Source organism: Arthrobacter paludis (assembly GCF_056782315.1).
The window spans coordinates 1-22,679 of the sequence record NZ_JBXAEW010000014.1; the positions used below are offsets into that span (position 1 = coordinate 1).

Annotated in this window: 18 protein-coding genes and 1 tRNA gene; 13 read left to right on the plus strand and 6 right to left on the minus strand. The window is 74.9% G+C overall.

The window, feature by feature from the left end:
• Positions 1 to 21: 21 nt before the first annotated feature.
• Both AC1Q5D_RS12670 and AC1Q5D_RS12675 read right to left on the minus strand, forming a co-directional pair.
• A complete protein-coding gene (locus AC1Q5D_RS12670; protein ID WP_481737057.1) occupies positions 22 to 1,263 on the minus strand; it encodes an IS110 family RNA-guided transposase in 1,242 nt (413 codons plus the stop codon).
• A 382-nt stretch (positions 1,264 to 1,645) separates the two neighbouring features.
• The gene (locus AC1Q5D_RS12675; RefSeq protein ID WP_481738819.1) at positions 1,646 to 2,461 is read right to left on the minus strand and encodes a winged helix-turn-helix domain-containing protein; all 816 of its coding nucleotides are present in this window, start codon (positions 2,459 to 2,461) and stop codon (positions 1,646 to 1,648) included.
• Positions 2,462 to 3,011: 550 nt separating this feature from the next.
• On the opposite strand from AC1Q5D_RS12675, the gene AC1Q5D_RS12680 reads away from it, so the two are divergent.
• Together AC1Q5D_RS12680 and AC1Q5D_RS12685 are read left to right on the plus strand one after the other, a co-directional pair.
• Positions 3,012 to 3,752: a response regulator transcription factor gene (locus tag AC1Q5D_RS12680; protein WP_481738820.1), complete on the plus strand. Its 741-nt coding sequence runs from the start codon at positions 3,012 to 3,014 to the stop codon at positions 3,750 to 3,752.
• Positions 3,749 to 5,275, plus strand: a complete 1,527-nt coding sequence (locus AC1Q5D_RS12685; RefSeq protein ID WP_481738821.1) for a sensor histidine kinase — start codon at positions 3,749 to 3,751, stop codon at positions 5,273 to 5,275. Before AC1Q5D_RS12680 ends, AC1Q5D_RS12685 begins: the two co-directional genes overlap by 4 nt.
• Before the next feature lie 6 nt (positions 5,276 to 5,281).
• On the opposite strand, the gene AC1Q5D_RS12690 is transcribed toward AC1Q5D_RS12685, so the two are convergent.
• Both AC1Q5D_RS12690 and upp read right to left on the minus strand, forming a co-directional pair.
• A complete protein-coding gene (locus tag AC1Q5D_RS12690; protein ID WP_481738822.1) occupies positions 5,282 to 6,076 on the minus strand; it encodes a CPBP family glutamic-type intramembrane protease in 795 nt (264 codons plus the stop codon).
• An 11-nt stretch (positions 6,077 to 6,087) separates the two neighbouring features.
• Complete coding sequence (upp, locus tag AC1Q5D_RS12695) at positions 6,088 to 6,726, minus strand: uracil phosphoribosyltransferase (RefSeq protein WP_481738823.1); 639 nt, start codon at positions 6,724 to 6,726, stop codon at positions 6,088 to 6,090.
• Positions 6,727 to 6,784: 58 nt separating this feature from the next.
• Between upp and tadA the strand changes: the two genes are divergently transcribed.
• From tadA to AC1Q5D_RS12715, 4 genes are all read left to right on the plus strand, one after another.
• Positions 6,785 to 7,288 (plus strand): tRNA adenosine(34) deaminase TadA, encoded by a 504-nt coding sequence (gene tadA / locus AC1Q5D_RS12700; RefSeq protein ID WP_481738824.1) that lies wholly within the window; start codon positions 6,785 to 6,787, stop codon positions 7,286 to 7,288.
• A gap of 36 nt (positions 7,289 to 7,324) precedes the next feature.
• Positions 7,325 to 7,412, plus strand: a tRNA-Ser gene (locus AC1Q5D_RS12705).
• Between the two features lie 80 nt (positions 7,413 to 7,492).
• Positions 7,493 to 7,951, plus strand: a complete 459-nt coding sequence (gene rlmH / locus AC1Q5D_RS12710; RefSeq protein WP_481738825.1) for a 23S rRNA (pseudouridine(1915)-N(3))-methyltransferase RlmH — start codon at positions 7,493 to 7,495, stop codon at positions 7,949 to 7,951.
• 87 nt (positions 7,952 to 8,038) lie between these two features.
• Positions 8,039 to 8,716, plus strand: a complete 678-nt coding sequence (locus tag AC1Q5D_RS12715; protein WP_481738826.1) for a DUF4232 domain-containing protein — start codon at positions 8,039 to 8,041, stop codon at positions 8,714 to 8,716.
• Positions 8,717 to 8,773: 57 nt separating this feature from the next.
• On the opposite strand, the gene AC1Q5D_RS12720 is transcribed toward AC1Q5D_RS12715, so the two are convergent.
• Positions 8,774 to 9,244, minus strand: a complete 471-nt coding sequence (locus AC1Q5D_RS12720) for an SRPBCC family protein (RefSeq protein ID WP_481738827.1) — start codon at positions 9,242 to 9,244, stop codon at positions 8,774 to 8,776.
• Between the two features lie 77 nt (positions 9,245 to 9,321).
• Between AC1Q5D_RS12720 and AC1Q5D_RS12725 the strand changes: the two genes are divergently transcribed.
• From AC1Q5D_RS12725 to AC1Q5D_RS12755, 7 genes are all read left to right on the plus strand, one after another.
• Complete coding sequence (locus AC1Q5D_RS12725) at positions 9,322 to 14,181, plus strand: Lhr family ATP-dependent helicase (protein ID WP_481738828.1); 4,860 nt, start codon at positions 9,322 to 9,324, stop codon at positions 14,179 to 14,181.
• 147 nt (positions 14,182 to 14,328) lie between these two features.
• A complete protein-coding gene (locus AC1Q5D_RS12730; RefSeq protein WP_481738829.1) occupies positions 14,329 to 15,168 on the plus strand; it encodes an Fpg/Nei family DNA glycosylase in 840 nt (279 codons plus the stop codon).
• 87 nt (positions 15,169 to 15,255) lie between these two features.
• Positions 15,256 to 15,465: a dodecin gene (locus AC1Q5D_RS12735; protein WP_481738830.1), complete on the plus strand. Its 210-nt coding sequence runs from the start codon at positions 15,256 to 15,258 to the stop codon at positions 15,463 to 15,465.
• Between the two features lie 46 nt (positions 15,466 to 15,511).
• Positions 15,512 to 16,471 carry a pseudouridine synthase gene (locus AC1Q5D_RS12740; protein ID WP_481738831.1) on the plus strand — a complete coding sequence of 320 codons (960 nt, stop codon included), beginning with the start codon at positions 15,512 to 15,514 and terminating at the stop codon, positions 16,469 to 16,471.
• Positions 16,472 to 16,626: 155 nt separating this feature from the next.
• Positions 16,627 to 18,333: a hypothetical protein gene (locus AC1Q5D_RS12745; protein ID WP_481738832.1), complete on the plus strand. Its 1,707-nt coding sequence runs from the start codon at positions 16,627 to 16,629 to the stop codon at positions 18,331 to 18,333.
• 79 nt (positions 18,334 to 18,412) lie between these two features.
• Positions 18,413 to 19,210 carry a DUF1684 domain-containing protein gene (locus AC1Q5D_RS12750; RefSeq protein ID WP_481738833.1) on the plus strand — a complete coding sequence of 266 codons (798 nt, stop codon included), beginning with the start codon at positions 18,413 to 18,415 and terminating at the stop codon, positions 19,208 to 19,210.
• Between the two features lie 82 nt (positions 19,211 to 19,292).
• The gene (locus AC1Q5D_RS12755; protein WP_481738834.1) at positions 19,293 to 21,809 is read left to right on the plus strand and encodes a GH25 family lysozyme; all 2,517 of its coding nucleotides are present in this window, start codon (positions 19,293 to 19,295) and stop codon (positions 21,807 to 21,809) included.
• Between the two features lie 66 nt (positions 21,810 to 21,875).
• Here AC1Q5D_RS12755 and AC1Q5D_RS12760 read toward each other — a convergent pair whose 3' ends face one another.
• Positions 21,876 to 22,655 (minus strand): SDR family NAD(P)-dependent oxidoreductase, encoded by a 780-nt coding sequence (locus tag AC1Q5D_RS12760; protein WP_481738835.1) that lies wholly within the window; start codon positions 22,653 to 22,655, stop codon positions 21,876 to 21,878.
• Between the last annotated feature and the right edge of the window lie 24 nt (positions 22,656 to 22,679).

Below are 22,679 nucleotides of genomic sequence, written 5' to 3' on the forward strand. Positions count from 1 at the left end.
CCTAGTACGAAAGTAGGTGGGTCATGCTGCGACGGTGGGGCTGAGGGTGACGTTGTAGCCGAGGGCCTTCAGGTGCCTGATCGCGTTGTTCTTGGCCCTGGCGGGATCCATCCTGGTGAGGGAGTCCGATCCGGGGTCTTGGTAGCACTCGCCTTGGGCGAGCATGTGCCAGGCGGCCTCGAGGATGGCGTGCTCGGTCGCGACGAGGGCCTTGGTCCGGCCGCGGCGGGCGGCGATCCGCTTGTAGCGGGCGCCGAGGTAGGTGTTTTTGGGGTGTCGGGCGATCGAGAGCGCGGCGGTGCCGAGGGCGCCCTTGAGGTAGCGGTTCCCGGGCCGGGTCTTGCTGGACTTGACCCGTCCGGCGGATTCGTTGTGGCCTGGGACGAGCCCGGCCCAGGAGCAGAGCCGGCCCGGGGTCTGGAAGCGGCTCATGTCGGCCCCGGTTTCCGCGACGACGGTGTCGGCGACGGTGGTGGAGACCCCGGGGATGGTGGCGAGGAAGTCCCTCGCGGCGCGAAAGGGGGACATCGCCTCCTCGATGCGGGCGGTGAGCTGGTCGATCCATTCCGTCATCGAATCGATCCGCTCCAGGTGCATCCGGCAGATGAACGCGTGGTGGTCCGTGAAGCGGCCGGTGAGGGCCTCGACGAGTTCGGGGAGCCGCCGGCGAAGGGTGCCCCGGGCCAGGTCCGCCAGGACCTGCGGGTCGCGTTCGCCGGCGACGAGCGCCTCGAGCATCGCGCGGGCCGAGACCCCGGTCAGCTCCGAGGCGGTCGAGGAGAGCTTGATTCCGGTGGACTCGAGGAACTTCTCCAGCCTGTGGATCTCCCGGGTGCGGTCCTGGGTCGCCAGCGTCCGTGCCCGGGTCAGGTCCCGCAGCTGCCGGACCGGCTCGGGCGGGACGAAGCAGGCGCGCAGCAGCCCGTGCGCGCCGAGCTGGGCCAGCCATGCGGCGTCGGAGACATCCGTTTTGCGGCCCGGGATGTTCCGGGCGGCCTTGGCGTTGACCAGCATCACCGGCAGCACGTCCTCGAAGAGGTAGTAGAAGGGCTTCCAGTAGTCGCTGGTCGCCTCCATCACCACCGTCGTGACCCGCTCGGCCAGCAGCATCTCGCGCAGGGCCAGGATCTCGTTCGTGGTCGCTCCCCAGGTGGTGACTGTGGTGGTGAAGGTCCCGGGCCGTTTGCCCGGGGCGCGGATGGCGACCTTCGCGTCGCGCTTGGAGATGTCGATCCCCGCGGACCTCTCGTGGATCAAATCCATGATGGCGAACCTCCCCTGACAGCAGTGGTCTTCGGTTGTGCGCCTGCCGTGGAGAGGGCTGTTGGGATTCAGGAATCTAGTACTCGTGCTCGAGGCAACAATCCACGGTGCCCGTGGGGGCCCTCCGCGCCACGCTAGCCCACGGGCCAAACCGATGCACCAAGGACGGACCGGCGTCACCGCGGCAGACACCACCATCATCGGTCCCAAACCGGCCCCGGCGATACGCCACGGGCGAGCCGAACCGGAACTTTCGACCGCCACGGCGCGCAGCGGCGCTGGCTCGCTAGCCCGGGGTCCACGGGGCGCCGCAGACGCCGGCGGCCCGGCCCCCGCGTGGGGGCCGGGCCGCGGGCCGCCGTGGCGGCGGTGGATGCGCGCGCTAGATGCTGTACTCCGGGGCCGCCCACACGACGACCTCGGGGTGCTCGTAGAAGCGGTACCCCTGGCCGCGGACGGTGCGCACCGTGTTCGCGAGCCGGCCGAGCTTCGAGCGCAGGCGGCGGATGTGCACGTCGATGGTGCGCTCGTTGGGGATCTCGTCCGCATTGCGCCACAGGTTCCCCAGCAGCTCCTCGCGGCCCACGGTGCGCGTGCCGTTCTCCACGAGGTAGTTCAGCAGCTCGAACTCCTTGAACGTCAGGTTCAGCGCCTCGCCGTCCAGCTGGACCTCGCGCCGGGACAGGTCGATCAGGACGCCGGAGGCGTGCTGGCCCGACTGCTGGCGCGACGGCGTCTCCGGGCGGGGGCGGCGGGCGACCGTCGGGTCGCCGAGGGCCTGGCGGACGACGTCGATGCTGTCGCCGGTGGCGTTGGCGGGGGCCAGCGCGACGGCGGCATGGGTCTGCGCCTCCGGGGACAGCGTCTGGAGGAACGCCCTCACCTGGGTCGCGAGCTTGCCCAGCGACGTGCCCTGGGCCTGCGCCGCCGCCTCGTCCAGGCCGACGTAGAGCACGAACCCGCGCGCCGTGGTGTCGCCGGAGACGGCCTGCGGCCCCGGGGTGCCGTTGGGGGCGACGACCGGCGTGGGCGCCGTCATCGGGTGCCGCTCCTGGGTCGGGGCGACGGCCTGCAGCGGGCGGTGCGCCTGCGGGGAGCGGTGGCCGGCACGGGCGGCGGCGGCCTGGCGCTGGGCCGCGGCGGCGCGGTTCTGCGCGTTGCGGACGGAGATGTGGACGTATCCGGAAGAGACGGACATGGGGTACCTCGTAACTGGCTCGTGCTGGTGAACGGAGTGGAATGCCGAGGGAACCGGGCGCGGCGCCGGATCGGGCGCCTGCCGGGCGGGCCTGGCCTCCCGGGGTGTGGGGCTAGACCGGCATTCGACAACAGCCATGCCACTCGACGGCCCCCCGGCCGCGCGGCGCTACTGTGGCGGTGACTGCTGTCGTCTTGTTCACAGTCCAAGCATGGTCGTAATAAATGGAACTCGCAAGTAATAATCCCCACCGGTGTCCGCATCGTGAGACACTTCGGGCTTTTTGTGAGGCACGTCATACTTGGGCACATTTTTGGAGTGCCCGCTTGAGGCGCCCCCAGTTGTTCAACTTTCCGTCGCGCGTTCGTCAATCTGACCAATCGGTCGGCCGGGAATGGGCAGGGGGTCGGTCTCGGACGTGCGCCGGCGCGTCCGGCAGGCGGGACCGCCGGCTTGACTCGCGCGCACGGAACGCCCACGCTCCCGCCTCCACAGCCGTTCCACAGCGCCGCCACAGGCGCCCCGTGCCGCGTGTGAGCACAATGGGGGCATGACCCAGGAGCCGTTCACGCCCGCGCAGCTGCCCCGCCTCCAACACGCCGACGGCACGCCCATCCGCGCGCTGGTCGTCGACGACGAGCCCTCCCTGGCGGACCTGGTCGCCATGGGCGTGCGGATGCTGGGGTGGGAGGCCCGTACGGCGCACGACGGGCCCAGCGCCGTGGAGGCCTCCAGGGAGTTCGTCCCGGACGTGCTCGTCCTGGACTGGATGCTCCCGGGCTTCGAGGGGCCGGAGGTGCTCCGCCGCGTCCGGTCGCGCCAGGCCGGCGTCCCGGCCCTGTTCCTCACGGCCAAGGACGCCGTCGAGCACCGCATCGAGGGGCTGGCGTCCGGCGGGGATGACTACGTGACGAAGCCCTTCAGTCTGGAGGAGGTCCTGCTGCGCCTACACCGCCTCGTCTCGAGGTCCGGGGCCACGGAGGCGAATCCCGCCCACGTCGCCGTCGGCGACCTGGTCCTGGACCTGGACCTCCACGAGGCCCGGCGCGCCGGCGAGGCGATCCCGCTGACCGCCACGGAGTTCGAGCTGCTGCACTACCTGATGGACAACGCCCGCCGCGTCGTGAGCAAGGCCCAGATCCTGGACAACGTCTGGGGCTACGGCTTCGACGGGCAGGCCAACATCGTCGAGCTGTACATCTCCTACCTGCGCAAGAAGATCGACGCCGGCCGGGAGCCGATGATCCACACGGTGCGCGGGGCCGGCTACATCGTGAAACCCGCGCCGTGACCCACCCCCGCCGCCGCCTGGCCCTCAGCACGCGCCTGCTGGGCGCCGTCGTCGCGCTCCTGGCCCTGATCTGCCTGCTCATCGGCCTGGCCACGCACGCGGCCATGCGGACGAGCCTGTACAACCAGCTCGACGTCGAGCTGCGCCAGGCCAGCGCGCGGGCGGCGGCGTTCGGGACGCCGTCGGGGGCCACGGACCCGCTCGACGCCCCCGGGCAGGCCTCGGGCACGCTCAACGCCCGCGTGGTCGGGCGGCTCGTGCTCGACGGCGGCGTCCTGGACACCGAATCCGGCGAGCGGCGCGGCCTCGAGGAGCGGGACGCGGCGGTCATCGCCGGCGTCCGCCCGGGCAGCGGCCCCGTGGATGCGGCCCTGTCCCTGGGCCCCTACCGCCTCGTGGCGGTCGACGACGGCCGCGGCCAGGGCTACCTCGTCACGGGCCTGCCCCTGGCGCCGCTGCGGGACACGCTCCAGGCGCTGGACGCCACGATGCTGCTCGTCTCGGCCGGGGGGCTCGCGGCGACGGCCCTGGCCGGCACGGTCGTCGTGCGCCGCTCACTCCGCCCGCTCGAGCGGGTCTCCGCCGTCGCCGCGTCGGTCGCGTCGCTGCCGCTCGAGGCCGGGGAGGTGGACCGGCTGCAGCGCGTCCCCGCCGAGGACGCCGTCCCCGGCACGGAGGCCGGCGACGTCGGGCACGCCCTCAACGCGCTGCTCGAGAACGTGGAGTCGGCGCTGGACGTGCGCCGGGCGACCGAGGAGCGGATGCGCCGGTTCGTCGCGGACGCGTCCCACGAGCTGCGCACCCCGCTCTCGGCGATCCGCGGCTATGCCGAGCTGCTCGCCGCCACGGAGCACCTGAGCGGCGACGGCCGGCGCTCCATCGAGCGCGTGGTGGGCCAGGCGCGGCGGATGGGCACGCTCGTGGAGAACCTGTTGCTGCTGGCGCGGCTGGACGAGGGCGCGGCGCCGCGCCGCGACGACGTCGACCTCGTTCGCCTGCTGGCCGACGCCGTGCGCGACTTCGAGGTCGCCGCGCCGGACCACGCGTGGCGCCTCGAGGCGCCCGGGGAACCGGTCCGCGTGCGCGGGGACGCGGACCAGCTCGCGCAGGTCGTGGCGAACCTGCTGGCGAACGCGCGCAAACACACCCCGGAGGGCACGCGGGTGACCGCCTCGCTGCGGGTGGCGGACGGCGGCTCCGGCCGCGCCGTCGTCGCGGTGGCCGACGACGGCCCCGGCATCGATCCGGACTTCCTGCCCCGCGTCTTCGAGCGCTTCACGCGGGCCGACGGCGCGCGGTCCGGCGCGGACGGGACGACCGGGCTCGGGCTGCCGATCGCCCGGGCCATCGTGCGGGCCCACGGCGGGAGCGTGGATGTGCGCAGCCGCCCGGGCGAGACGGTCTTCGAGGTGGCGCTGCCGCTGGCCGCGGCGGCGGTCCCTCCGCGGCCGGGCCGCGCGCCGCGGGTCGCGGGCCCCGCCGGGCCGGACCGGACGGGCCCGGGCGGCGGCGGGCCCCAGTAGACGAACTCAGTAGACGAACAGCGGGAAGACGCTGCGGTCGTGCGCGTGGACGATCGCGAGGAAGACGACGGCGTCGAACAGCAGGTGGATGAGGACCACGTACGTGAGCGACTTCGTCTTCGTGAAGATGTAGCCCTGCAGCAGCGCGAACGGGACGGTCAGCGCCGGGCCCCACGCCCGGTAGCCCAGCTCCCAGAGGAACGAGACGAAGATCGTGGCCTGCAGGAGGTTCGCCTGCCACAGCGGGAAGTGCCGGCGCAGCAGCGCGAAGCAGACGCAGATGAAGAACAGCTCGTCCCACAGCCCGACGGCGTTGACCCCGACGAAGAACCGGCCGAACTCGCTGGGCGCCCCGATCGCGGGCCAGTTCCGGTAGGCGCCGGAGTGGATGAAGTAGCCGGGCAGGATCAGCCACCCGAGCAGGGGCACGGCCACCAGGTACGTCCACTGCAGGCGCGTCCAGCGCCGCCCGGTCCGCCAGGGGAAGCGGATCGCCCGGCGCCGGTAGCCGTAGCGGTCCAGCAGGACGGGGACGGCGACGGCGGCCGCCAGGACGAGGCCGAGCCGGAAGAACATCGGCCAGCTGATGTCCGCCTCGACGGACGTGGTGGACACGATGGCCAGCCCGAGCGCGATCGGCAGCAGGTCCTTCGCCAGGGACCGGTCGGAGAACCACGCGGCCGCCAGGCTCGCGGCCAGGACCGCGTAGCTGGCCAGGCCGGCCTGCAGGCCGAAGAGCAGGACCGCGGAGACCGAGACCCCGGCCGCGGGCAGCAGGGGCGGAACGGTCGCGGGGGCCACGGGCCCCTCCCCTAGTGCGCCAGGCCGTACAGCCGGTCGCCGGCGTCGCCGAGGCCGGGGACGATGTAGGCGTGCTCGTCGAGCCGCTCGTCGAGCGCGGCGAGGACGAGGCCGACCCGGTCGTCGGCGCCGTGGGTCTGCTCCAGGCGCGCCAGGCCCTCCGGGGCGGCGATCAGGCAGAGGCACGTGACCTCGGCCGCGCCGCGGGCGAAGAGGAACTCGATGGCCTCGGCCAGGGTCCCGCCGGTGGCCAGCATCGGGTCCAGCACGAACACCTGGCGTCCGGTCAGGTCCTCGGGCAGGCGCTCGGCGTAGGTGACGATGTCCAGCGTCTCCTCGTTGCGGGCCATCCCCAGGAACCCGACCTCGGCGGTCGGCACGAGCCGGGTCATGCCCTCGAGCATGCCCAGCCCGGCCCGCAGGATCGGCACGACGAGCGGGGTCGGCTTCGCGAACGCCGTCCCGGTGGTGTGGGCGACCGGCGTCTCGACCTCCACCTGGACGGTCTTGACGCCCCGCGTGGCCTCGTAGGCCAGGAGCGTGACGAGCTCGTCCGTCAGCTGCCGGAACACCGGCGACGGCGTGCGGCGGTCGCGCAGCACGGAGACCTTGTGGGCGACCAGCGGATGGTCCACAACCTGAACTCGCATGGCGTCCAACCTACCAGCCGGCGCCCCGCGCACCCGGGCCGCTCGGTAGGGTGTTCGCGTGAAACACGACGCGTCCGCCCACGAGGCCTGGATGGGCCTGGCCCTCGACGAGGCGCGCGCCGCGCTGGGCACCGGGGACGTGCCGATCGGCGCCGTCGTCGTCGGCCCCGACGGACGCGTGCTGGCCACCGGCCGCAACGAGCGCGAGGCCCACGCCGACCCCACGGCCCACGCCGAGCTGGTGGCGATCCGGCGCGCCGCCCGGGCGCTGCGCGAGTCCGGCTCCGGGGACGGGTGGCGGCTCTCCGACTGCACGCTTGCGGTGACGCTCGAGCCGTGCGCCATGTGCGCCGGGGCGATCGTGCTGGCGCGGATCCCGAGGGTCGTCTTCGGCGCCTGGGATCCGAAGGCCGGCGCGTCCGGCTCGGTCTTCGACGTCCTGCGCGAGCCCCGCCTCAACCACTGGGTCCAGGTCTTCCCGGGGGTTCGGGAGGCCGAGTGCGGGCGCCTGTTGACGGAGTTCTTCCGCGCCCACCGCGAGGGGCGCGGGGACCCGATTTGAGCGCCCATCCCGCCCTCCGCTAGAGTGGACCAGTCTGGTGACGTGTCCGAGCGGCCGAAGGTGCAACACTCGAAATGTTGTGTACGGTAACCCCGTACCGTGGGTTCAAATCCCACCGTCACCGCGCATGAACGGAAGGCGCCCCTCCCCCTCGGGACGGGCGCCTTCGGCGTTCCTCCCCTCCCCGGCTGGGAGACTGGTGCCATGGCACTGCGCATCCTCACCGTCGGCAAGAAGCACGAGTCCTGGGTCGCCGAGGGCATCGAACGCTACGGCAAGCGGATGAAGAAGCCCTTCGACACCACGTGGCAGCTCCTCCCCCACTCCTCCCGCGAGGGCGACGCCGCCCGCGCCGAGGAGTCCGCCCGCATCCTGTCCAAGGTCCAGGACCGGGACTACCTCGTCCTGCTGGACGAGCGGGGGCGCAACATCGACTCCCCCGCCCTGGCCGCGACGCTGCAGCGCCCGCTGGACACCTCCCGCCCCGTCGTCCTGGTGATCGGCGGGGCCTACGGGGTCGACGACACCGTCCACGCCCGCGCGGACTTCACGTGGAGCCTGTCCAAGCTCGTCTTCCCGCACCAGCTCGTGCGCCTCATCCTCGCCGAGCAGCTCTACCGGGCCCAGGAGATCGCCGGCGGCCGGCCGTACCACCACGAATAGGGGTCACAAGACGGCATCGGACGCCGCCGGAACCGGCGCGGCGCGTTATCGTGGCTGGTACAAAGCGTCCACGCCGAGGGGGACCCCATGATCCGCGCACCACGCCCCACCGCCCTGCTGATCGCCGTTCCGCTGCTGGCCCTGGCCGCCTGCGGCACGCCCGCGCCGGAGGAGGCCCCGAGCCCGGGCACGCCGAGTTCCCAGGCATCGTCCCCGGCGTCGTCGTCCCCTGTGACGGCGTCGCCGTCGTCCTCCCCGGCGTCCGGTTCGTCGGCGGAGACCCCGTCCGGGTCGGCCTCCTCGCCGTCGCCCACGGCCTCCCCGACCCAGACCCGGTCCGGGAAGGCGGCCGCCGCGGAACCGTGCCACATCACCGATCTGGCCCTGTCCCTCGACCCCGTCCGGGGCGGGGCCGACGCGCAGGCGTCGACGAGCACGCTGTCGTTCGCGAACGAGGGCCCGGACTGCACCCTCTCCGGGCACCCGATCCTGACCTACCAGGAGGCCGAGGGCGACATCCTCGGCGCCCCGGCCCGCCACGCGGGCTCCGGCGGGAACTTCACGCTCGCGTCCGGCGCCACGGCCACGGCCGAGGTCCGGGCGGCGCAGGCGGGCAAGTTCGGCCCCGAGTGCGAGCCGGCCGAGGCCCACCTCCTGGCGGTCGCGCTGCGCGACGGCGGGGCCACCAAGTACCTGGACCACGAGGCCACGGCGTGCCGCTCCGCGGACGCGCCCCTGCTGGAGGTCGGGCCCTACACGCGGTAGACCTCCGCGCCGGGGCCGCCACGGTGGGACCCACCGCGGCGGCCCCACCCGCAGCCGCTAGGAAGACCGACGGGCCTCCGCCGCGCGCGCGATGTCGGCGAGGTCCCCGGCCAGGCCCTTGCGGGTGGCCCGCAGCGCCAGCGGGGCGAGGACGGCCAGCATGGCGCGGGAGAGGGGCCCCTCCCGGACCGGTTCCCCGCCGAAAACGGACTCCAGCCGCGTCGCGGACCCGTGGGGCGTGAGGACAAACGACGTGTCGTAGCGCATGCCGTGGGACTCGGCCCTGACGAGCGTCCGCCGCGGCGGCTCTGCCGTCTCGACCCACATCTCCTCGGTAGCCTGCCGGCCCATCATGGTCCGCGTCTCCCGCCACCGCACCCCGGGCGCGTAGCCGGTTCCGGCGAGCCGTTCAACGGAGTCCACGCCGCCGAGCGTCTCCGGGGCGCGGTCCAGATCGGTGATCACGTCCCAGACGGTCTCCGGCGGGGCCTCCACGATCCGCTCCACGCGCACTTCCCGACGCCCCATGGCCTGTCCTCTCCTCCGGCGGTGGTTGGCGCCAGTGTAGGCCCAACGCGTCGGGGGCCGGGCGTAGGCTGAGGCCGATGGCTGCCTCACCGGACACCGCAGCGGTCCTGGACCGGTTCACGCCCGCGACCCGCGAGTGGTTCACGGGCGCCTTCACCGCGCCGACCGCCGCGCAGGTCGGCGCGTGGGACGCGGTCTCGGCCGGGGACCACGCGCTCGTCGTGGCGCCCACGGGCTCCGGCAAGACGCTCTCGGCGTTCCTGTGGGCCCTGGACTCTTTCCTGCGCGCGGACCCTCCGTCCGACGGCGCGCCCGGCACGCGGATCCTCTACGTCTCGCCGCTCAAGGCCCTCGGCGTGGACGTGGAACGGAACCTGCGCTCGCCCCTGATCGGCATCACGCAGACGGCCCGGCGCCTGGGCCAGCCCGCGCCGGAGATCAGCGTCGGCGTCCGCTCCGGCGACACGCCCCAGGGAGAGCGGCGGCGCCTGCTGGCCCACCCGCCGGACATCCTCATCACCACGCCCGAGTCCCTGTACCTGATGCTCACGTCCCGGGCGCGGGAGACGCTGGCGGGCGTGCACACGGTCATCGTCGACGAGGTCCACGCCGTCGCCGGGACCAAGCGCGGCGCGCACCTGGCCGTGACCCTCGAGCGCCTCGACGCGCTGCTCCAGGAACCCGCCCAGCGGATCGGGCTCTCCGCGACCGTGGAGCCGCACGCGGAGGTCGCGCGCTTCCTCGGCGGCCCGCGCCCCGTGTCCGTCGTCGTGCCGGGCTCGCCCAAGGTCTGGGACCTGACGGTGACCGTCCCCGTCGAGGACATGACGAACCTGCCGGCCGCCGCGGCGGCACACGAGCTCGGCCCGGCCTCCGGGCTGCAGCCGCAGGCGAGCATCTGGCCGCACGTCGAGGAGCGGATCGCCGACCTCATCGAGGCCAACCGCTCCACGATCGTGTTCGCCAATTCGCGCCGGCTGGCGGAACGGCTCACGGGCCGGCTGAACGAGATCCACGAGAAGCGGCTGGCGGCGTGGGAGCCCGACCCCGGCCCGCCCGGCCCCGACGCTCCGCCGCGGCCCGGTCCCCCGGCGGAGATCATGGCCCAGGCGGGCTCCGTCTCCGGGGCGGAGCCGGTGCTGGCGCGCGCGCACCACGGGTCCGTGTCCAAGGAGCAGCGGGCCCGGATCGAGGACGACCTGAAGTCCGGCCGCCTGCGCTGCGTCGTGGCCACGAGCTCGCTCGAGCTCGGCATCGACATGGGTCTGGTGGACCTCGTCGTCCAGGTCGAGTCACCGAACTCCGTGGCGTCCGGGCTGCAGCGCGTCGGCCGCGCCGGCCACCAGGTCGGCGCCCCGTCCGTGGGGGTCTTCTTCCCCAAGCACCGGGCGGACCTGGTGAACACGGCCGTCGCCGTCGAGCGCATGCTGGCCGGAGCGATCGAGCCGCTCGCCATCCCCGCGAACCCGCTGGACATCCTCGCCCAGCAGACCGTGGCGGCGGCCGCCCTGGGCGAGGTCGATGTGGAGGAGTGGTTCGACCTGGTGCGGCGCAGCGCGCCGTTCGCGTCGCTGCCGCGCTCCGCCTTCGAGGCCACGCTGGACCTGCTGGCCGGAAAGTACCCCTCCGACGAGTTCGCGCACCTGCGCCCGCGCATCACGTGGGACCGGGACGCCGGGGTGTTCTCCGGGCGCCCCGGCGCCCAGCGCCTGGCCGTCACGTCCGGGGGCACGATCCCGGACCGGGGCCTGTTCGGCGTGTTCCTGGCCGGTGCCGAGGACACCGCGAAGGGCGGGCGACGCGTCGGGGAGCTCGACGAGGAGATGGTCTACGAGTCCCGGGTCGGGGACGTCTTCGCGCTCGGGGCCACCAGCTGGCGGATCGAGGACATCACGCACGACCGCGTCCTGGTCTCTCCGGCGTTCGGCCAGCCCGGCAAACTCCCGTTCTGGAAGGGCGACGCGGCCGGGCGCCCCGTCGAGCTCGGCCGGGCCGTGGGCGCGTTCCAGCGCGAGCTCGCCGACGCCGCGCCGGGCGCCGCCGAGGCCCGCCTGCGCGGCGCCGGCCTCGACGCGTGGGCCGCCGCGAACCTCGTCGCCTACCTGGCCGAGCAGCGGGACGCCACCGGCGCCGTCCCCAACGACCGCACGCTCGTCGTCGAGCGCTTCCAGGACGAGCTGGGCGACTGGCGCGTGGTGCTCCACTCCCCGTTCGGCCTGCCCGTGCACGCCCCGTGGGCGCTGGCCGTCGGCGCCCGGCTGCACGCCCGCTACGGGCTCGACGGGTCCGCGATGGCGGCCGACGACGGCATCGTGCTGCGCGTGCCCGCCATGGAGGACGAGCCCCCCGGCGCGGAGCTGTTCCTCTTCGACCCGGACGAGCTCGAGGAGACGGTGACCGCGGAGGTCGGCGGCTCCGCCCTGTTCGCGGCCCGGTTCCGCGAATGCGCCGCCCGGGCCCTGCTGCTGCCCCGCCAGAACCCGGCGAAGCGCACGCCGCTGTGGCAGCAGCGCCAGCGCTCCGCCCAGCTGCTCGACGTGGCCCGCAAGTACCCCACGTTCCCGATCGTCCTGGAGACGGTCCGCGAGTGCCTCCAGGACGTGTACGACCTCCCATCGCTGCGCGCCCTCGCCGGGGACGTCGCCTCGCGCCGGATCCGAATCGTGGAGACCGCCACGCGCCAGCCCTCGCCCTTCGCCCAGGCGCTGCTGTTCGGGTACGTGGCGCAGTTCCTCTACGAGGGCGACTCGCCGCTGGCCGAGCGGCGCGCCGCGTCCCTGTCGGTGGACCCGGCCCTGCTCAACGACCTGCTCGGCCGGGCGGAGCTGCGCGAGCTGCTGGACGAGCGCGTCATCGCCCGCACCGAAGCGGAACTCCAGCGCACGGCCCCGGACCGCCGGCTGCGCGGCATCGAGGGCGCCGCCGACCTGCTGCGGCTGCTCGGGCCCCTCACGGCCGCCGAGGCGGCCGAGCGGCTGCAGGCGGAGGACCGGGAGCCGGGCGGGGCGGACGACGGCGGCGCCCACTCCGGGGCGGACGACGGCGGGGCCGCCGGTCCCGCCGGCCCGGAGGCGGCCCGCGCCCACCTCGAGGCCCTCGTCGGCGCGAACCGCGCGCTGCGGCTGCGGCTCGCCGGCCGCGAGGCGTACGCCGCGATCGAGGACGCCTCCCGGCTGCGCGACGCCCTCGGGGTGCCGCTGCCGATGGGCGTGCCGGTCGCCTTCGTCGAGCCGGTGCGCGACCCGCTCGGCGACCTCGTCGGCCGGTACGCGCGCACGCACGGCCCGTTCACGGTGGCCGAGGCGTCCGACCGGCTGGGACTGGGCACCGCCGTCGTCGCCGCGGCCCTGCGCGCGCTGGCGGGCGAGGGGCGCGTGGTCGAGGGCGAGTTCCGGCCGACGGCCTCCGGCTCGGCCGCGGGCGCGGCCGCGCCGAGCGAATGGTGCGACGCGGAGGTCCTCCGCCGGATCCGGCGCCGGTCCCTGGCCGCCCTGCGCTCGGAGGTCGAGCCCGTCGACACCGCGACGTTCGGCCGCTTCCTGCCGGCCTGGCAGTCCGTGGGCGAGAACCTGCGCGGCATCGACGGCGTGGCCGCCGTGGTCGACCAGCTCTCCGGGGTCCCGGTCCCGGCGAGCGCCTGGGAGACGCACGTGCTTCCGGCCCGCGTCGCCGACTACCGGCCGGGGATGCTGGACGAGCTCATGGCCACCGGCGAGGTCCTCTTCTCGGGGGCCGGGGCGCTGGCCGGCAACGACGGCTGGCTCGCCCTCCACCTGGCCGAGCACGCGCCGTTGACCCTGGCCCCCGACCCCGACTTCCTGCCCGGGGACCTGCACGCCCGCCTGCTGTCCGCCCTCTCCGGCGGGGGCGGCTACTTCTTCCGCCAGCTCTCCGGCCTGCTCGCCGCCGGCCCGGACCCGGCCCCCACGGACGCGGACCTGCTGGCCGCCCTGTGGGACCTGGTCTGGGCCGGCCGCGTCGGCAACGACACGTTCGCCCCCGTGCGCGGCCTGCTCGGGGCCGGCCGCACCGCCCACAAGCGCCGCGCCCCCACCCCGCGGGCGCGGGCCGCGCGGTTGGGCCGCCTGCGCCCCGGCGCCGCGGGCGGCCTGCGCGCCGGCCTCGACGGCGCGGGCGGGACGGCGGGCGGCCTCCGGCCGGACTCCGCGGGGTCGGCCGGCCAGCAGGCGCTGCGGGCGGCGGCGTCCCCCGCGTCCCTGCCCAGCGCGGCGGGCCGCTGGTCCCTGCTGCCCGCGCCCGAGCCGGAACCGACCGTGCGGGCCCACGCCCTGGCCGGGTACCTGCTGGACCGCTACGGCGTGCTGACGCGCGGCTCGGTGGCCGCCGAGGGCGTCGTCGGCGGCTTCGGGCTCGTGTACAAGGTCCTGTCCCGCTTCGAGGAGTCCGGGCAGGCCCGCCGCGGCTACTTCATCGAGCACCTGGGCGCCGCCCAGTTCTCCACCCCCGCGACCGTCGACCGCTTGCGCGGCCACTCGCGGGACACCGACCTCGAGGCCGTGCACGCCCCCGGGACGGCCCGGCACCGCGAGCCCGCCGCCGTCGCCCTCGCCGCGACGGACCCCGCGAACCCGTACGGGGCCGCCCTGCCGTGGCCCGCCCCCGCCGGGGAGGACGGGACCGGACCCGCCAGCGGCCACCGGCCCGGACGCAAGGCGGGCGCCGTCGTCGTCCTCGTCGACGGGGCGCTGGCCCTCTATGTCGAGCGCGGGGGCAAGACGCTGCTCGTGTTCACGGACGACGGCGAGCGGCTCGGCGCGGCCGCCCGCGCCCTGGTCTCCTCCCTGCGCACCGCCGGGGTGGACAAGATGGCCATCGAGAAGGCCAACGGGCGCCCGGTCCCGGACACGCCCGTCGCGGCGGCACTGCTGGCGGCCGGCTTCTACTCCTCGCCCAGCGGGGTGCGCTTCCGGCCCTGACCCTCCGGACGCGGCGGTCCTTTCCGCGTCCGGACCACCACGGCCGCCCCGGTCCTGCTACGCTCAGGACAACGCGGCGGGCCGCCCACGTCCGAGGCGGAATCCGCGTGATTCGGGGGCGTTGGATCGAACGGGGAGGCAGAAACCGTGCCTGAAGGCGACAGCGTTTACAGGGCCGCAAGGATGCTGGACGCTGCCCTGACCGGCAGGGTCCTGGAATCCACCGACTTCCGGGTGCCGCAGTTCGCGACGCTCGACCTTTCCGGGGCGCCCGTCCACTCCGTGGTCTCCCGCGGCAAGCACCTGCTGATCCGCGTCGCGGACCTGAGCATCCACTCGCACCTGCTCATGGACGGGCACTGGGACGTCTACGCGCCCGGCGAGCGCTGGCGCTCCCCCGCCTTCAAGGCCCGCTGCATCCTGCGCAACGCCGACTTCCAGGCCGTCGGCTTCGAGCTCGGGTTCCTGCGGGTCATCCGCACCGTGTCGGAGCCCGAGGTGATCGGCCACCTCGGCCCCGATCCGCTGGGCCACTCGTGGGACCCGGCCGAGGCCGAGCGCCGGCTGCTCGCGGACCCCTCCCGCCCCATCGCGCTGGCCCTCCTGGACCAGCGGCTGATCGCCGGGCTGGGCAACATCTACCGGGCCGAGCTGCTGTTCCTGGCCCGGGTGCATCCGCTGACGCCCGTGGGCGCGGTGGAGGACCTGCCGCACCTGGTCTCGCTGGCCCACCAGCTCATGCAGGCCAACAAGGACCGCACCCGCCGGATGACAACCACGACGACCATCGCGGACCGCTACTGGGTCTACGGGCGCGCGGGCAAGCCGTGCCTGCGCTGCGGGACGACCGTGGCGCACACCCGGCTCGCGGACCCGGCCGCCCGGCGCGGGGCGGACCTGGAGCGGGACGTCTTCCACTGCCCGGTCTGCCAGGCCGAGGCCGACCAGGCCGCGGGCGCGCCGAGCGCCGTCTCCGACCACGCCTGAGCCATGGACGGGCCCCGGCCCGGCCGGTAGGTTGGCCGCACGGCCCGGGGCCGGACGCCCCGGGCACCATCCGACCCAGGAGGCACCATGGCCAACCACGTCTACAGCGTCAGCGAACTCGTCGGCTCCTCCCCGGAGGGCGTCGAGGCGGCCGTCAACAACGCGGTCGCCCAGGCGGGCAAGACCCTCCGCCACCTCGACTGGGTGGAGGTCACCCAGATCCGCGGGCACGTGGCGGACGGCAAGATCGCCGACTGGCAGGTCGGCGTGAAGGTGGGCTTCCGCGTCGAGGAGTAGCGCGCCGGGCGGCACCCCTCCGGCGTGGGACACTGGAGGGGTGCCCATGCGCTCCCCCCTCCCCGTCCGCGACGGCGTCAACGCCACGCGCCTGCGCCTGCCCGCCGACGGGCCCTGGGCGACGGCCCTGGACTACGTCCTGCACCGGTTCGGGCACGTCGACCCGGAGGGCATCGTCCGCCGCTTCGACGACGGCGAGGTCGTCGGGCCGGGCGGCGTCCCGCTGGACCGGGGCACCCCGCTGGGCGAGCACGAGTTCCTCTGGTACTACCGCAACCTCCCCGTCGAGGAGCCGGTCCCGTTCACGGAGCACATCATCCACCAGGACGAGCACCTGCTGGCCGTGGACAAGCCGCACTTCCTGCCGACCACCCCGGGCGGCCGCTTCGTCCAGGAGTCCACGCTCGTGCGGCTGCGCCGGCGCACCGGCATCGATGGGCTGATCCCCATCCACCGGCTCGACCGCGCGACGGCCGGCGTCGTCCTCTTCTCCACGAACCCCGCCACCCGCGGCGCCTACCAGACGCTGTTCGAGCGCCGCGCCATCGCCAAGGAATACGAGTGCGTCTCCGCCCTGCCGGGCCCGGGGGACGACGGCGGCGCCCCCGGCCCCTCCGGCGCCGCGTGGCCCGTGGTCTACCGCAACCGGATGACGAAGGCGAAGGGGCGGTTGCGCGCCGTCGTCGAGGACGGGCGGCCCAACGCGGAGAGCCGGATCGGGCTCGTCGGGACCGGGCGCAGCGCCGGGGCCCACGCGGGCCTGCCGGTGGGCCTGTTCCGGCTGCGCCCCCTGACGGGCAAGACCCACCAGCTGCGCGTGCACATGGCGGCCCTGGGCCTCGGGATCCTCAACGACCCGTTCTACCCCGAGCTCCTGGACCTGGCCCCCGACGACCACGACCGTCCGCTGCAGCTGCTCGCCCGCTCCATCGCCTTCACCGACCCCGTGTCCGGCCGCGAGCGCGCCTTCGAGTCCGGGCTGCGGCTGCGCGAGCGCCCCGCGTAGGGGCCGGGCCCAGCGCGCCCACCCCTCCGCGACCGGCGCCACACCCCCACGCCGCGCGGGCCTGCGCCGCGATCGGCGGGGCGTTCGGTAGGCTGGGGAAGTGGTTCCGGCGGGGGGATTGTCCATCCGGTCACAGCGGAAGGAGCAGCAGACTGATGGCTGAGACGCGCGAGCAGGCCTCGCCGGCTGCCGCTGCACTGGCCCGGATGAAGGCCGCCCACGACGAGGCGCCCACCACGACCCGGCCGCCCGCGGGTGCCGCCCCCGCAGGCCCGTCCGCGCGTCCCGCGCTCCCTGACGAAGCCCCTGCGGCCCCTTCGCGTCCGGAGGACGCCCCCGCCTCCACGTCGCTGCCCGGCGGGGCCCGGCCCCACCACCGCCGGCTGGCGGAGCCGGTCGACTTCAACGGGCTGCTGACCGTCCGGCCGGACCGCCCCCCGCTGCCCGCCGTGCCCCCGCGGCCGGCGGTGCCGCCGCGCCCGACCCGGGAACCCGCGCCGCGCCACTTCGCCCGGCCCGAGTCCCCGGCCCCGGACCGGCTCAACGCCTGGTTGGACCGGTTCCAGGACCCCGACTTCAAGTCGTGGCGCGCCAAGGCCGGCGCCGCCTGGGTCGCCCAGCGCCGCCGCTGGTCCGAGCGGTCCCACGCGCAGGTCGAGCGCCTTCGGGCGGCCGCCGAGGAGCGGGCGCTCCGGCGCGAGCAGGCCCGCGAAAGGGCCCGGGTCGAGGCCGCCGAGCGCGCGGAACGCGAGCGCCGCGAGGCGGCCGAACGCGAAGAGCGCGAGCGCCGGGAAGCCGCGGAGGCGGCCGAACGCGAGGAGCGCGAGCGCCGGGAAGCCGCGGAGGCGGCCGAACGCGAGGAGCGCGAACGCCAGGAGGCCGCGGAGCGGGCCGAGCGCGAAGGCCCCGCCACCGAGGACATCGCGTCCATCGTCGAGTCGGCGCGGGAGGCGATCGTCTCCCGCCGCGAGCGGCCGAGCGCCTGGCACGAGGAGGAGGAGCCGCTGTACGTGGCGCCCTACCCCCTGCCGTCCACCGAACCGGACCCCGAGGAGATCCCGGCGGACCGTCGGCGCCGCTGGCTGGTCACCGCCGCGGCCGCGGCGTCCCTGCCGATCGGCCTGATGTCGCTCGGCCTGTTCGGCGGGAGCACGGCGCACTCGTTCGCGGGCTCGCCGTGGCAGCCCGGCTTCAGCCTCTACTCGCTCGGCACGGACTCGTTCGCGATCTGGGGGCTCCTGCTCGCCGGCATCGCGGCCCACGCGGTCTTCCAGTGGCACCGGACGCAGCGCTCCTCCCGCCGCCAGCGCGCCCTCGGATACCCGATTGCGGTGGCCGGGCTCCTGAGCGCGCTGTGGGTGTGGACCGCGCGCTCGGCCCTGGTCCCGCTCAGCCTGCTGATCGCGCTGGCCCTGCTCGCCGTCGCCCTCTACGGGCTGCGCGAGGCCAACCAGCAGACGGCCCGGGACCGGGCCGAGCGGCTCCTGACGGACGCCCCCGTCGGCGCGCTGCTGGGCTGGATGCTCGTCGTCGCGCCCATGAACCTGTCCGTGCTCCTGACCCAGTGGGGTTGGAACTTCCTGCCGGGCACGTGGTGGGCGGCCGTCACGATCCTGGCCACCACGTGGGTCGCCGTCGTCCATTCGATGACCGAACGCGGCAGGATCGTCGTCGCCCTCGGCTTCGCCTGGGGACTGTTCTGGCTGATGCTCCCGCGCCTGATCGGCACCACCCCGTCCGCCCTCGTGGCGATCCTCGCCGGCCTGTGCGCCTTCATCACGATCCTGGCCACGGAAAACCGGCGCTACCAGATCGGCCACGCGGAGCGCCGCGCGGCCCGCGGCCAGACCACCGAGTTCTAGCCCGCCCCCCCACGGGCGGCCGCCGGCGCCGCCCCGGGGAGGATGGCCCCGCGCCGGGGGAATTGGCACACTGGGCCGCATGGACCCCGAAGAGACGTGGCACCGGTTCCGGCAACGGCGCGAGGAGGCCCTGGCCGCCGAATTCGGCTGGCTGACCCTCACGTCGTACACGTGGCTGCCCGAGCGGCCGGGCCCGCTGGAGTCGTTCCCGGGGCGCTGGAGCGCCGGGCCCGACGGCGCGCGGCTTGAGGCGGAGGAGGCCGACGGCGTCTTCGAGTACGATCCCGGCGCCCCCGTGGAGGGGTCGGCCGCGGCCCCGCTGACCGGTGCCCTGGAGTGCTCCCTGGACGAGGACGAATCCCGCTTCTGGGTGCGGACCGGCTCCACGATCGCGGAATTGGGCCGCCGGGACGGGCGGTACATGGTGCGCACCCGCGAGCGCCGCACCCCGCAGCTGGATGCCTTCGACGGCGTCCCCGTCTTCGCCTACGACCCGGCGTGGGTCCTGGAGGGCCGGTTCGAGCCCCTGCCCGAGCCGCGGCGCGAGCCGGTGGCCACGTGCCGCGACGACGCGTCGGCGGTCGCGACCGTCGTCGGGCACGTCGCGTTCTCCACCGGCGGCCGCGAGCACCGGCTGGCCGCCACGGCGGCCGGGAACGGGATGGCGCTGGCGTTCCGGGACGCCACCAGCGGGACGACGACGGCGGCGTGGCGGTTCCTGCCCCTGCCCGACGCCGACGCCTCCGGCGTCCTGGTCCTGGACTTCAACCGCACCCTGAACTACCCTATGGCGTTCACCGGGTTCGGCGTCTGCCCGGCCCCCGTGGAGGGGAACCGGATCGACGCCGAGGTGGCGGCGGGCGAGCGCCAGCCGTAGCCGGCGGGGGGCCGTTCACGGCGGGGCGCCACGGTGCTTTGTACAATGTGTGGGACCCGCACCTTGTACTGAGGACCTTCGTATGCCCTTCACCCGGCGCACCCGCTTCCGTTTCGTCCCCGCCCCGCTGTGCCTGGCCCTCGCCGCGTCGCTGGCCGTCGCGCCGTCCGCGGCCGCGGCCCCGTCGACACCCTCGGCCCCCGGCGCCCTCAGCGAGGAGACCGTGGCCCTGCTGGAGTCCGCCATTGCCGGGCCCGCCGCCGACGAGGCCCCGGCCGCCGTGCCGCAGAGGGCCCTCGAGGCCGCGGACCCCGCCGCCGCGACGCTCGCCGCGGAGGACATCCGCGGCGCCCTCGCGGCCGCGGGCGAGCCCGCCGCGGCCGAGCGCATCGCCCTCGCCGACCGCGCGCTGGACTCCCTGGGCATCGAGGCCCTCTCGGCCCGCATGGGCCAGGGCGTCGAGCGCGTGGAGGAGTCCGGAGACCCCCAGGCCCCCACCGTCGACGAGCTGTCCGCCCTGGCCGCCGCGGCCGACGACGTGGCGGCCGCCGCGCCCGCGGGCAGCACGCCGCCGGCCTCCCCCTCGCCCGCCCCGGCGTCCACGCCGACCGGGACGCCGGCGTCGGGCCCGTCGACCCCGGCCGCGCCGTCGCCCGCCTCCACGTCGCCGAGCGCGACGCAGCCGGCCCCCACGCCCCCGACCGCGTCGCCCTCGGCCCCTCCGTCCCCCGCGGCACCGCCGTCGGCCCCCTCGGCCCCGGCCGAGGACCCGGCCGCCCCCGCCGCGCCGTCGTCGTCCGCCACCCACTCGGCCCCGGCCGGGGCAAGCCCGTCCGGGGACGCCGCGCCCGCGCTCGACCTCGAGCGCACGAGCGTGATCGCACCGGCATCGTGGGAGGAGCTGCGCACGTGGCGGCCCCCGGGCGTGCACGGAGTGGACGTCGCCAGCCACCAGGGCGACGTGGACTGGTCCTACGCGTGGAACCAGGGCGCCCGCTTCGCCTACGTCAAGGCGACGCAGTCCTGGCCGAACTCGCTGTACAAGAACCCGTACTTCGGACAGCAGTACAACGGCTCCTACGACGTCGGGATGATCCGCGGGGCCTACCACTTCGCGATGCCCGCCGCCTCGAGCCCCTCCCTCCAGGCCCAGCAGTTCGTCCAGAACGGCGGCGCCTGGTCCGCGGACGGCCGCACGCTGCCGCCGCTGCTGGACATCGAGTGGAACCCGTACGACGCCGAGACCTTCCCCGAGGGCAAGGGCGACGCGTGCTACGGCATGACGCCCTCCGAAATGGAGTCCTGGATCTACAGCTTCGGCGTCAACGTCAAGAGCATGACGGGCCGGCTGCCGATGATCTACACGGCCCAGGCCTGGTGGGACGAGTGCACCGGAGACTCGACGCGGTTCCGCAACTGGCCGCTGCACGTGGCCCTCTACCCGACCTCCGACGCCATGCCGAAGAACCCGCGCGAGCTGCCCGAGGGCTGGAACACGTTCCGGATCTGGCAGTACACGTCCAACGCCGACTACATCCACCCGACCGCGGGCGTGGACGGCAACGTCTTCAACGGCGACATGCGCTCCCTGCGCGACTTCGCGCGGAACACCCGCTCCACGCCGCACCGGATGACGACCGACTACCTCGGGCGCTGGGTGACGACGTCCTCCGGCGCCTGGAACATCCGCCTCTCCGGCGTCCGCGCCGGCGCGTCGGACCGCTACGACACCCCCATCGCGGCGTCCCGCCGCCAGTTCCCGGGCACCGCGCCGACCGTCACCCTCGTCAGCGGAAGCAACTCCTACGACTCGCTGACCGGGTCGCCGGTCGCCGCGACGAAGGGCGGGCCGCTGCTGGTCACGCGCCCGGACTACGTTCCCTCGAACGTCCTGGCCGAGGTGCGGCGCCTGAACCCGGGCCGGATCTACATCGTCGGCGACACCGGCACGCTCTCGAGCCGGGTCGAGTCCGAGCTCGAGTCCGTCGCCCCGGTGACCCGCCTGGACGGCGCCGGGCGCTACGGCGCCAACGCCGCCGCCTCCAAGGTGTGGCGCACCTCGTCGATCGTGTACGTGGGCCACGGCGCCAGCTGGGCCAACTCGGCCTCCGTGGCCGCCGTCGCCGCCCGCGTCCACCGGCCGCTGCTGCTGACCCCGGACACGCGCATGCACTCGGTGACCCTCTCCCAGCTCAAGCGGCTGGACCCGAAGTACGTGATCATCGGCGGGAACTCCTCCCAGGTCTCCGCGAACGTCGTGGACCAGATCCGGGCCGCGGTGCCGAACGCGTCCGTCTCCCGGCGCGGAGGCACCGACGCCTACGGCACGGCGGCGCTGTTCTCCTACTCCAACTGGCCGGACGGCTCCCAGCGGACCGTCTTCGCGTCCGGGACGAACGCGTCCGGGGGCCTCGCGGCGCCGGTGGTCGCGGCGTACGACGGCGCGCCCCTGTTCCTCTCGCGCCAGACGTGCCTGCCGTCCAACACGGCGACGGCGCTCTACCGGGCCGAGGGATGGAGCTACACGCTGGTCGCGCCGAGCAGCGTGTTGTCCTCCTACGCGGTCTACGGCAGGGACGGGAACCGCAACATCTGCTGACGCACCGCGTCCGCCGACACCCCGGGAACCCCCGCCCGCGCCCGCGCGGCCGGGGGTTCCCGCGTCCTACTTGGGGGCCATCCGGATGGCGCCGTCGAGGCGGATCGTCTCCCCGTTGAGCATCTGGTTCGCCACGATGTGCTCCACCAGCGCGGCGTACTCGCCGGGGCGGCCGAGCCGGGACGGGTGCGGGACCTGCCGGCCGAGGGACTCCTGGGCCTCGGCCGGCAGCCCGGCCATCATCGGCGTCTCGAAGATCCCCGGGGCGATGGTCACCACCCGGATCAGGTGGCGGGCCAACTCGCGGGCCAGCGGCAGCGTCATCGCGGCGACCCCGCCCTTCGAGGCGGCGTAGGCGGGCTGGCCCACCTGCCCGTCGAACGCGGCCACGGAGGCCGTGTTGACGACGACGCCGCGCTCGGCGGTCCCGGTCTCCGGATCCTCCACGGGCTCGGTGGCGGCCATGGCCTCGGCCGCAAGCCGCACGACGTTGAACGTCCCGGTGAGGTTGACGGCGACGACTTGGGCGAAGCGCTCCAGCGGCAGGGCCCCGTCGCGGCCGAGGACCTTGCCCGGGGTCGCGATGCCCGCGCAGTTCACGGCGACCCGCAGGGGTCCCAGCTCCGCCGCGGCGGCGACGGCGGCGGACACCTGCTCCGGATCCGTCACGTCCGCGGCGGCGAAGCGGGCCCGCTCCCCCAGCGTGCGGGCGGCGTCCGCGCCGGCGGACGACGGCAGGTCGACGATCACGACCCGGGCGCCGCCGTCGTGCAACCTCCGCGCCGTCGCCGCCCCGAGCCCGGATCCGCCCCCGGTCACCAACGCCACCGCCCCGTCCAGCCGCATGCGATCCCCTCCGAATTCCAGTTA

What these genes read in the sequence shown, in the direction of transcription:
- AC1Q5D_RS12670 (WP_481737057.1), bottom strand. Translation starts at nt 1,263, where the DNA reads ATGGATTTGATCCACGAGAGGTCCGCGGGGATCGACATCTCCAAGCGC.
- AC1Q5D_RS12675 (WP_481738819.1), bottom strand. Translation starts at nt 2,461, where the DNA reads ATGTCCGTCTCTTCCGGATACGTCCACATCTCCGTCCGCAACGCGCAG.
- AC1Q5D_RS12680 (WP_481738820.1), top strand. Translation starts at nt 3,012, where the DNA reads ATGACCCAGGAGCCGTTCACGCCCGCGCAGCTGCCCCGCCTCCAACAC.
- upp (WP_481738823.1), bottom strand. Translation starts at nt 6,726, where the DNA reads ATGCGAGTTCAGGTTGTGGACCATCCGCTGGTCGCCCACAAGGTCTCC.
- rlmH (WP_481738825.1), top strand. Translation starts at nt 7,493, where the DNA reads ATGGCACTGCGCATCCTCACCGTCGGCAAGAAGCACGAGTCCTGGGTC.
- AC1Q5D_RS12715 (WP_481738826.1), top strand. Translation starts at nt 8,039, where the DNA reads ATGATCCGCGCACCACGCCCCACCGCCCTGCTGATCGCCGTTCCGCTG.
- AC1Q5D_RS12720 (WP_481738827.1), bottom strand. Translation starts at nt 9,244, where the DNA reads ATGGGGCGTCGGGAAGTGCGCGTGGAGCGGATCGTGGAGGCCCCGCCG.
- AC1Q5D_RS12725 (WP_481738828.1), top strand. Translation starts at nt 9,322, where the DNA reads ATGGCTGCCTCACCGGACACCGCAGCGGTCCTGGACCGGTTCACGCCC.
- AC1Q5D_RS12735 (WP_481738830.1), top strand. Translation starts at nt 15,256, where the DNA reads ATGGCCAACCACGTCTACAGCGTCAGCGAACTCGTCGGCTCCTCCCCG.
- AC1Q5D_RS12740 (WP_481738831.1), top strand. Translation starts at nt 15,512, where the DNA reads ATGCGCTCCCCCCTCCCCGTCCGCGACGGCGTCAACGCCACGCGCCTG.
- AC1Q5D_RS12745 (WP_481738832.1), top strand. Translation starts at nt 16,627, where the DNA reads ATGGCTGAGACGCGCGAGCAGGCCTCGCCGGCTGCCGCTGCACTGGCC.
- AC1Q5D_RS12750 (WP_481738833.1), top strand. Translation starts at nt 18,413, where the DNA reads ATGGACCCCGAAGAGACGTGGCACCGGTTCCGGCAACGGCGCGAGGAG.
- AC1Q5D_RS12755 (WP_481738834.1), top strand. Translation starts at nt 19,293, where the DNA reads ATGCCCTTCACCCGGCGCACCCGCTTCCGTTTCGTCCCCGCCCCGCTG.
- AC1Q5D_RS12760 (WP_481738835.1), bottom strand. Translation starts at nt 22,655, where the DNA reads ATGCGGCTGGACGGGGCGGTGGCGTTGGTGACCGGGGGCGGATCCGGG.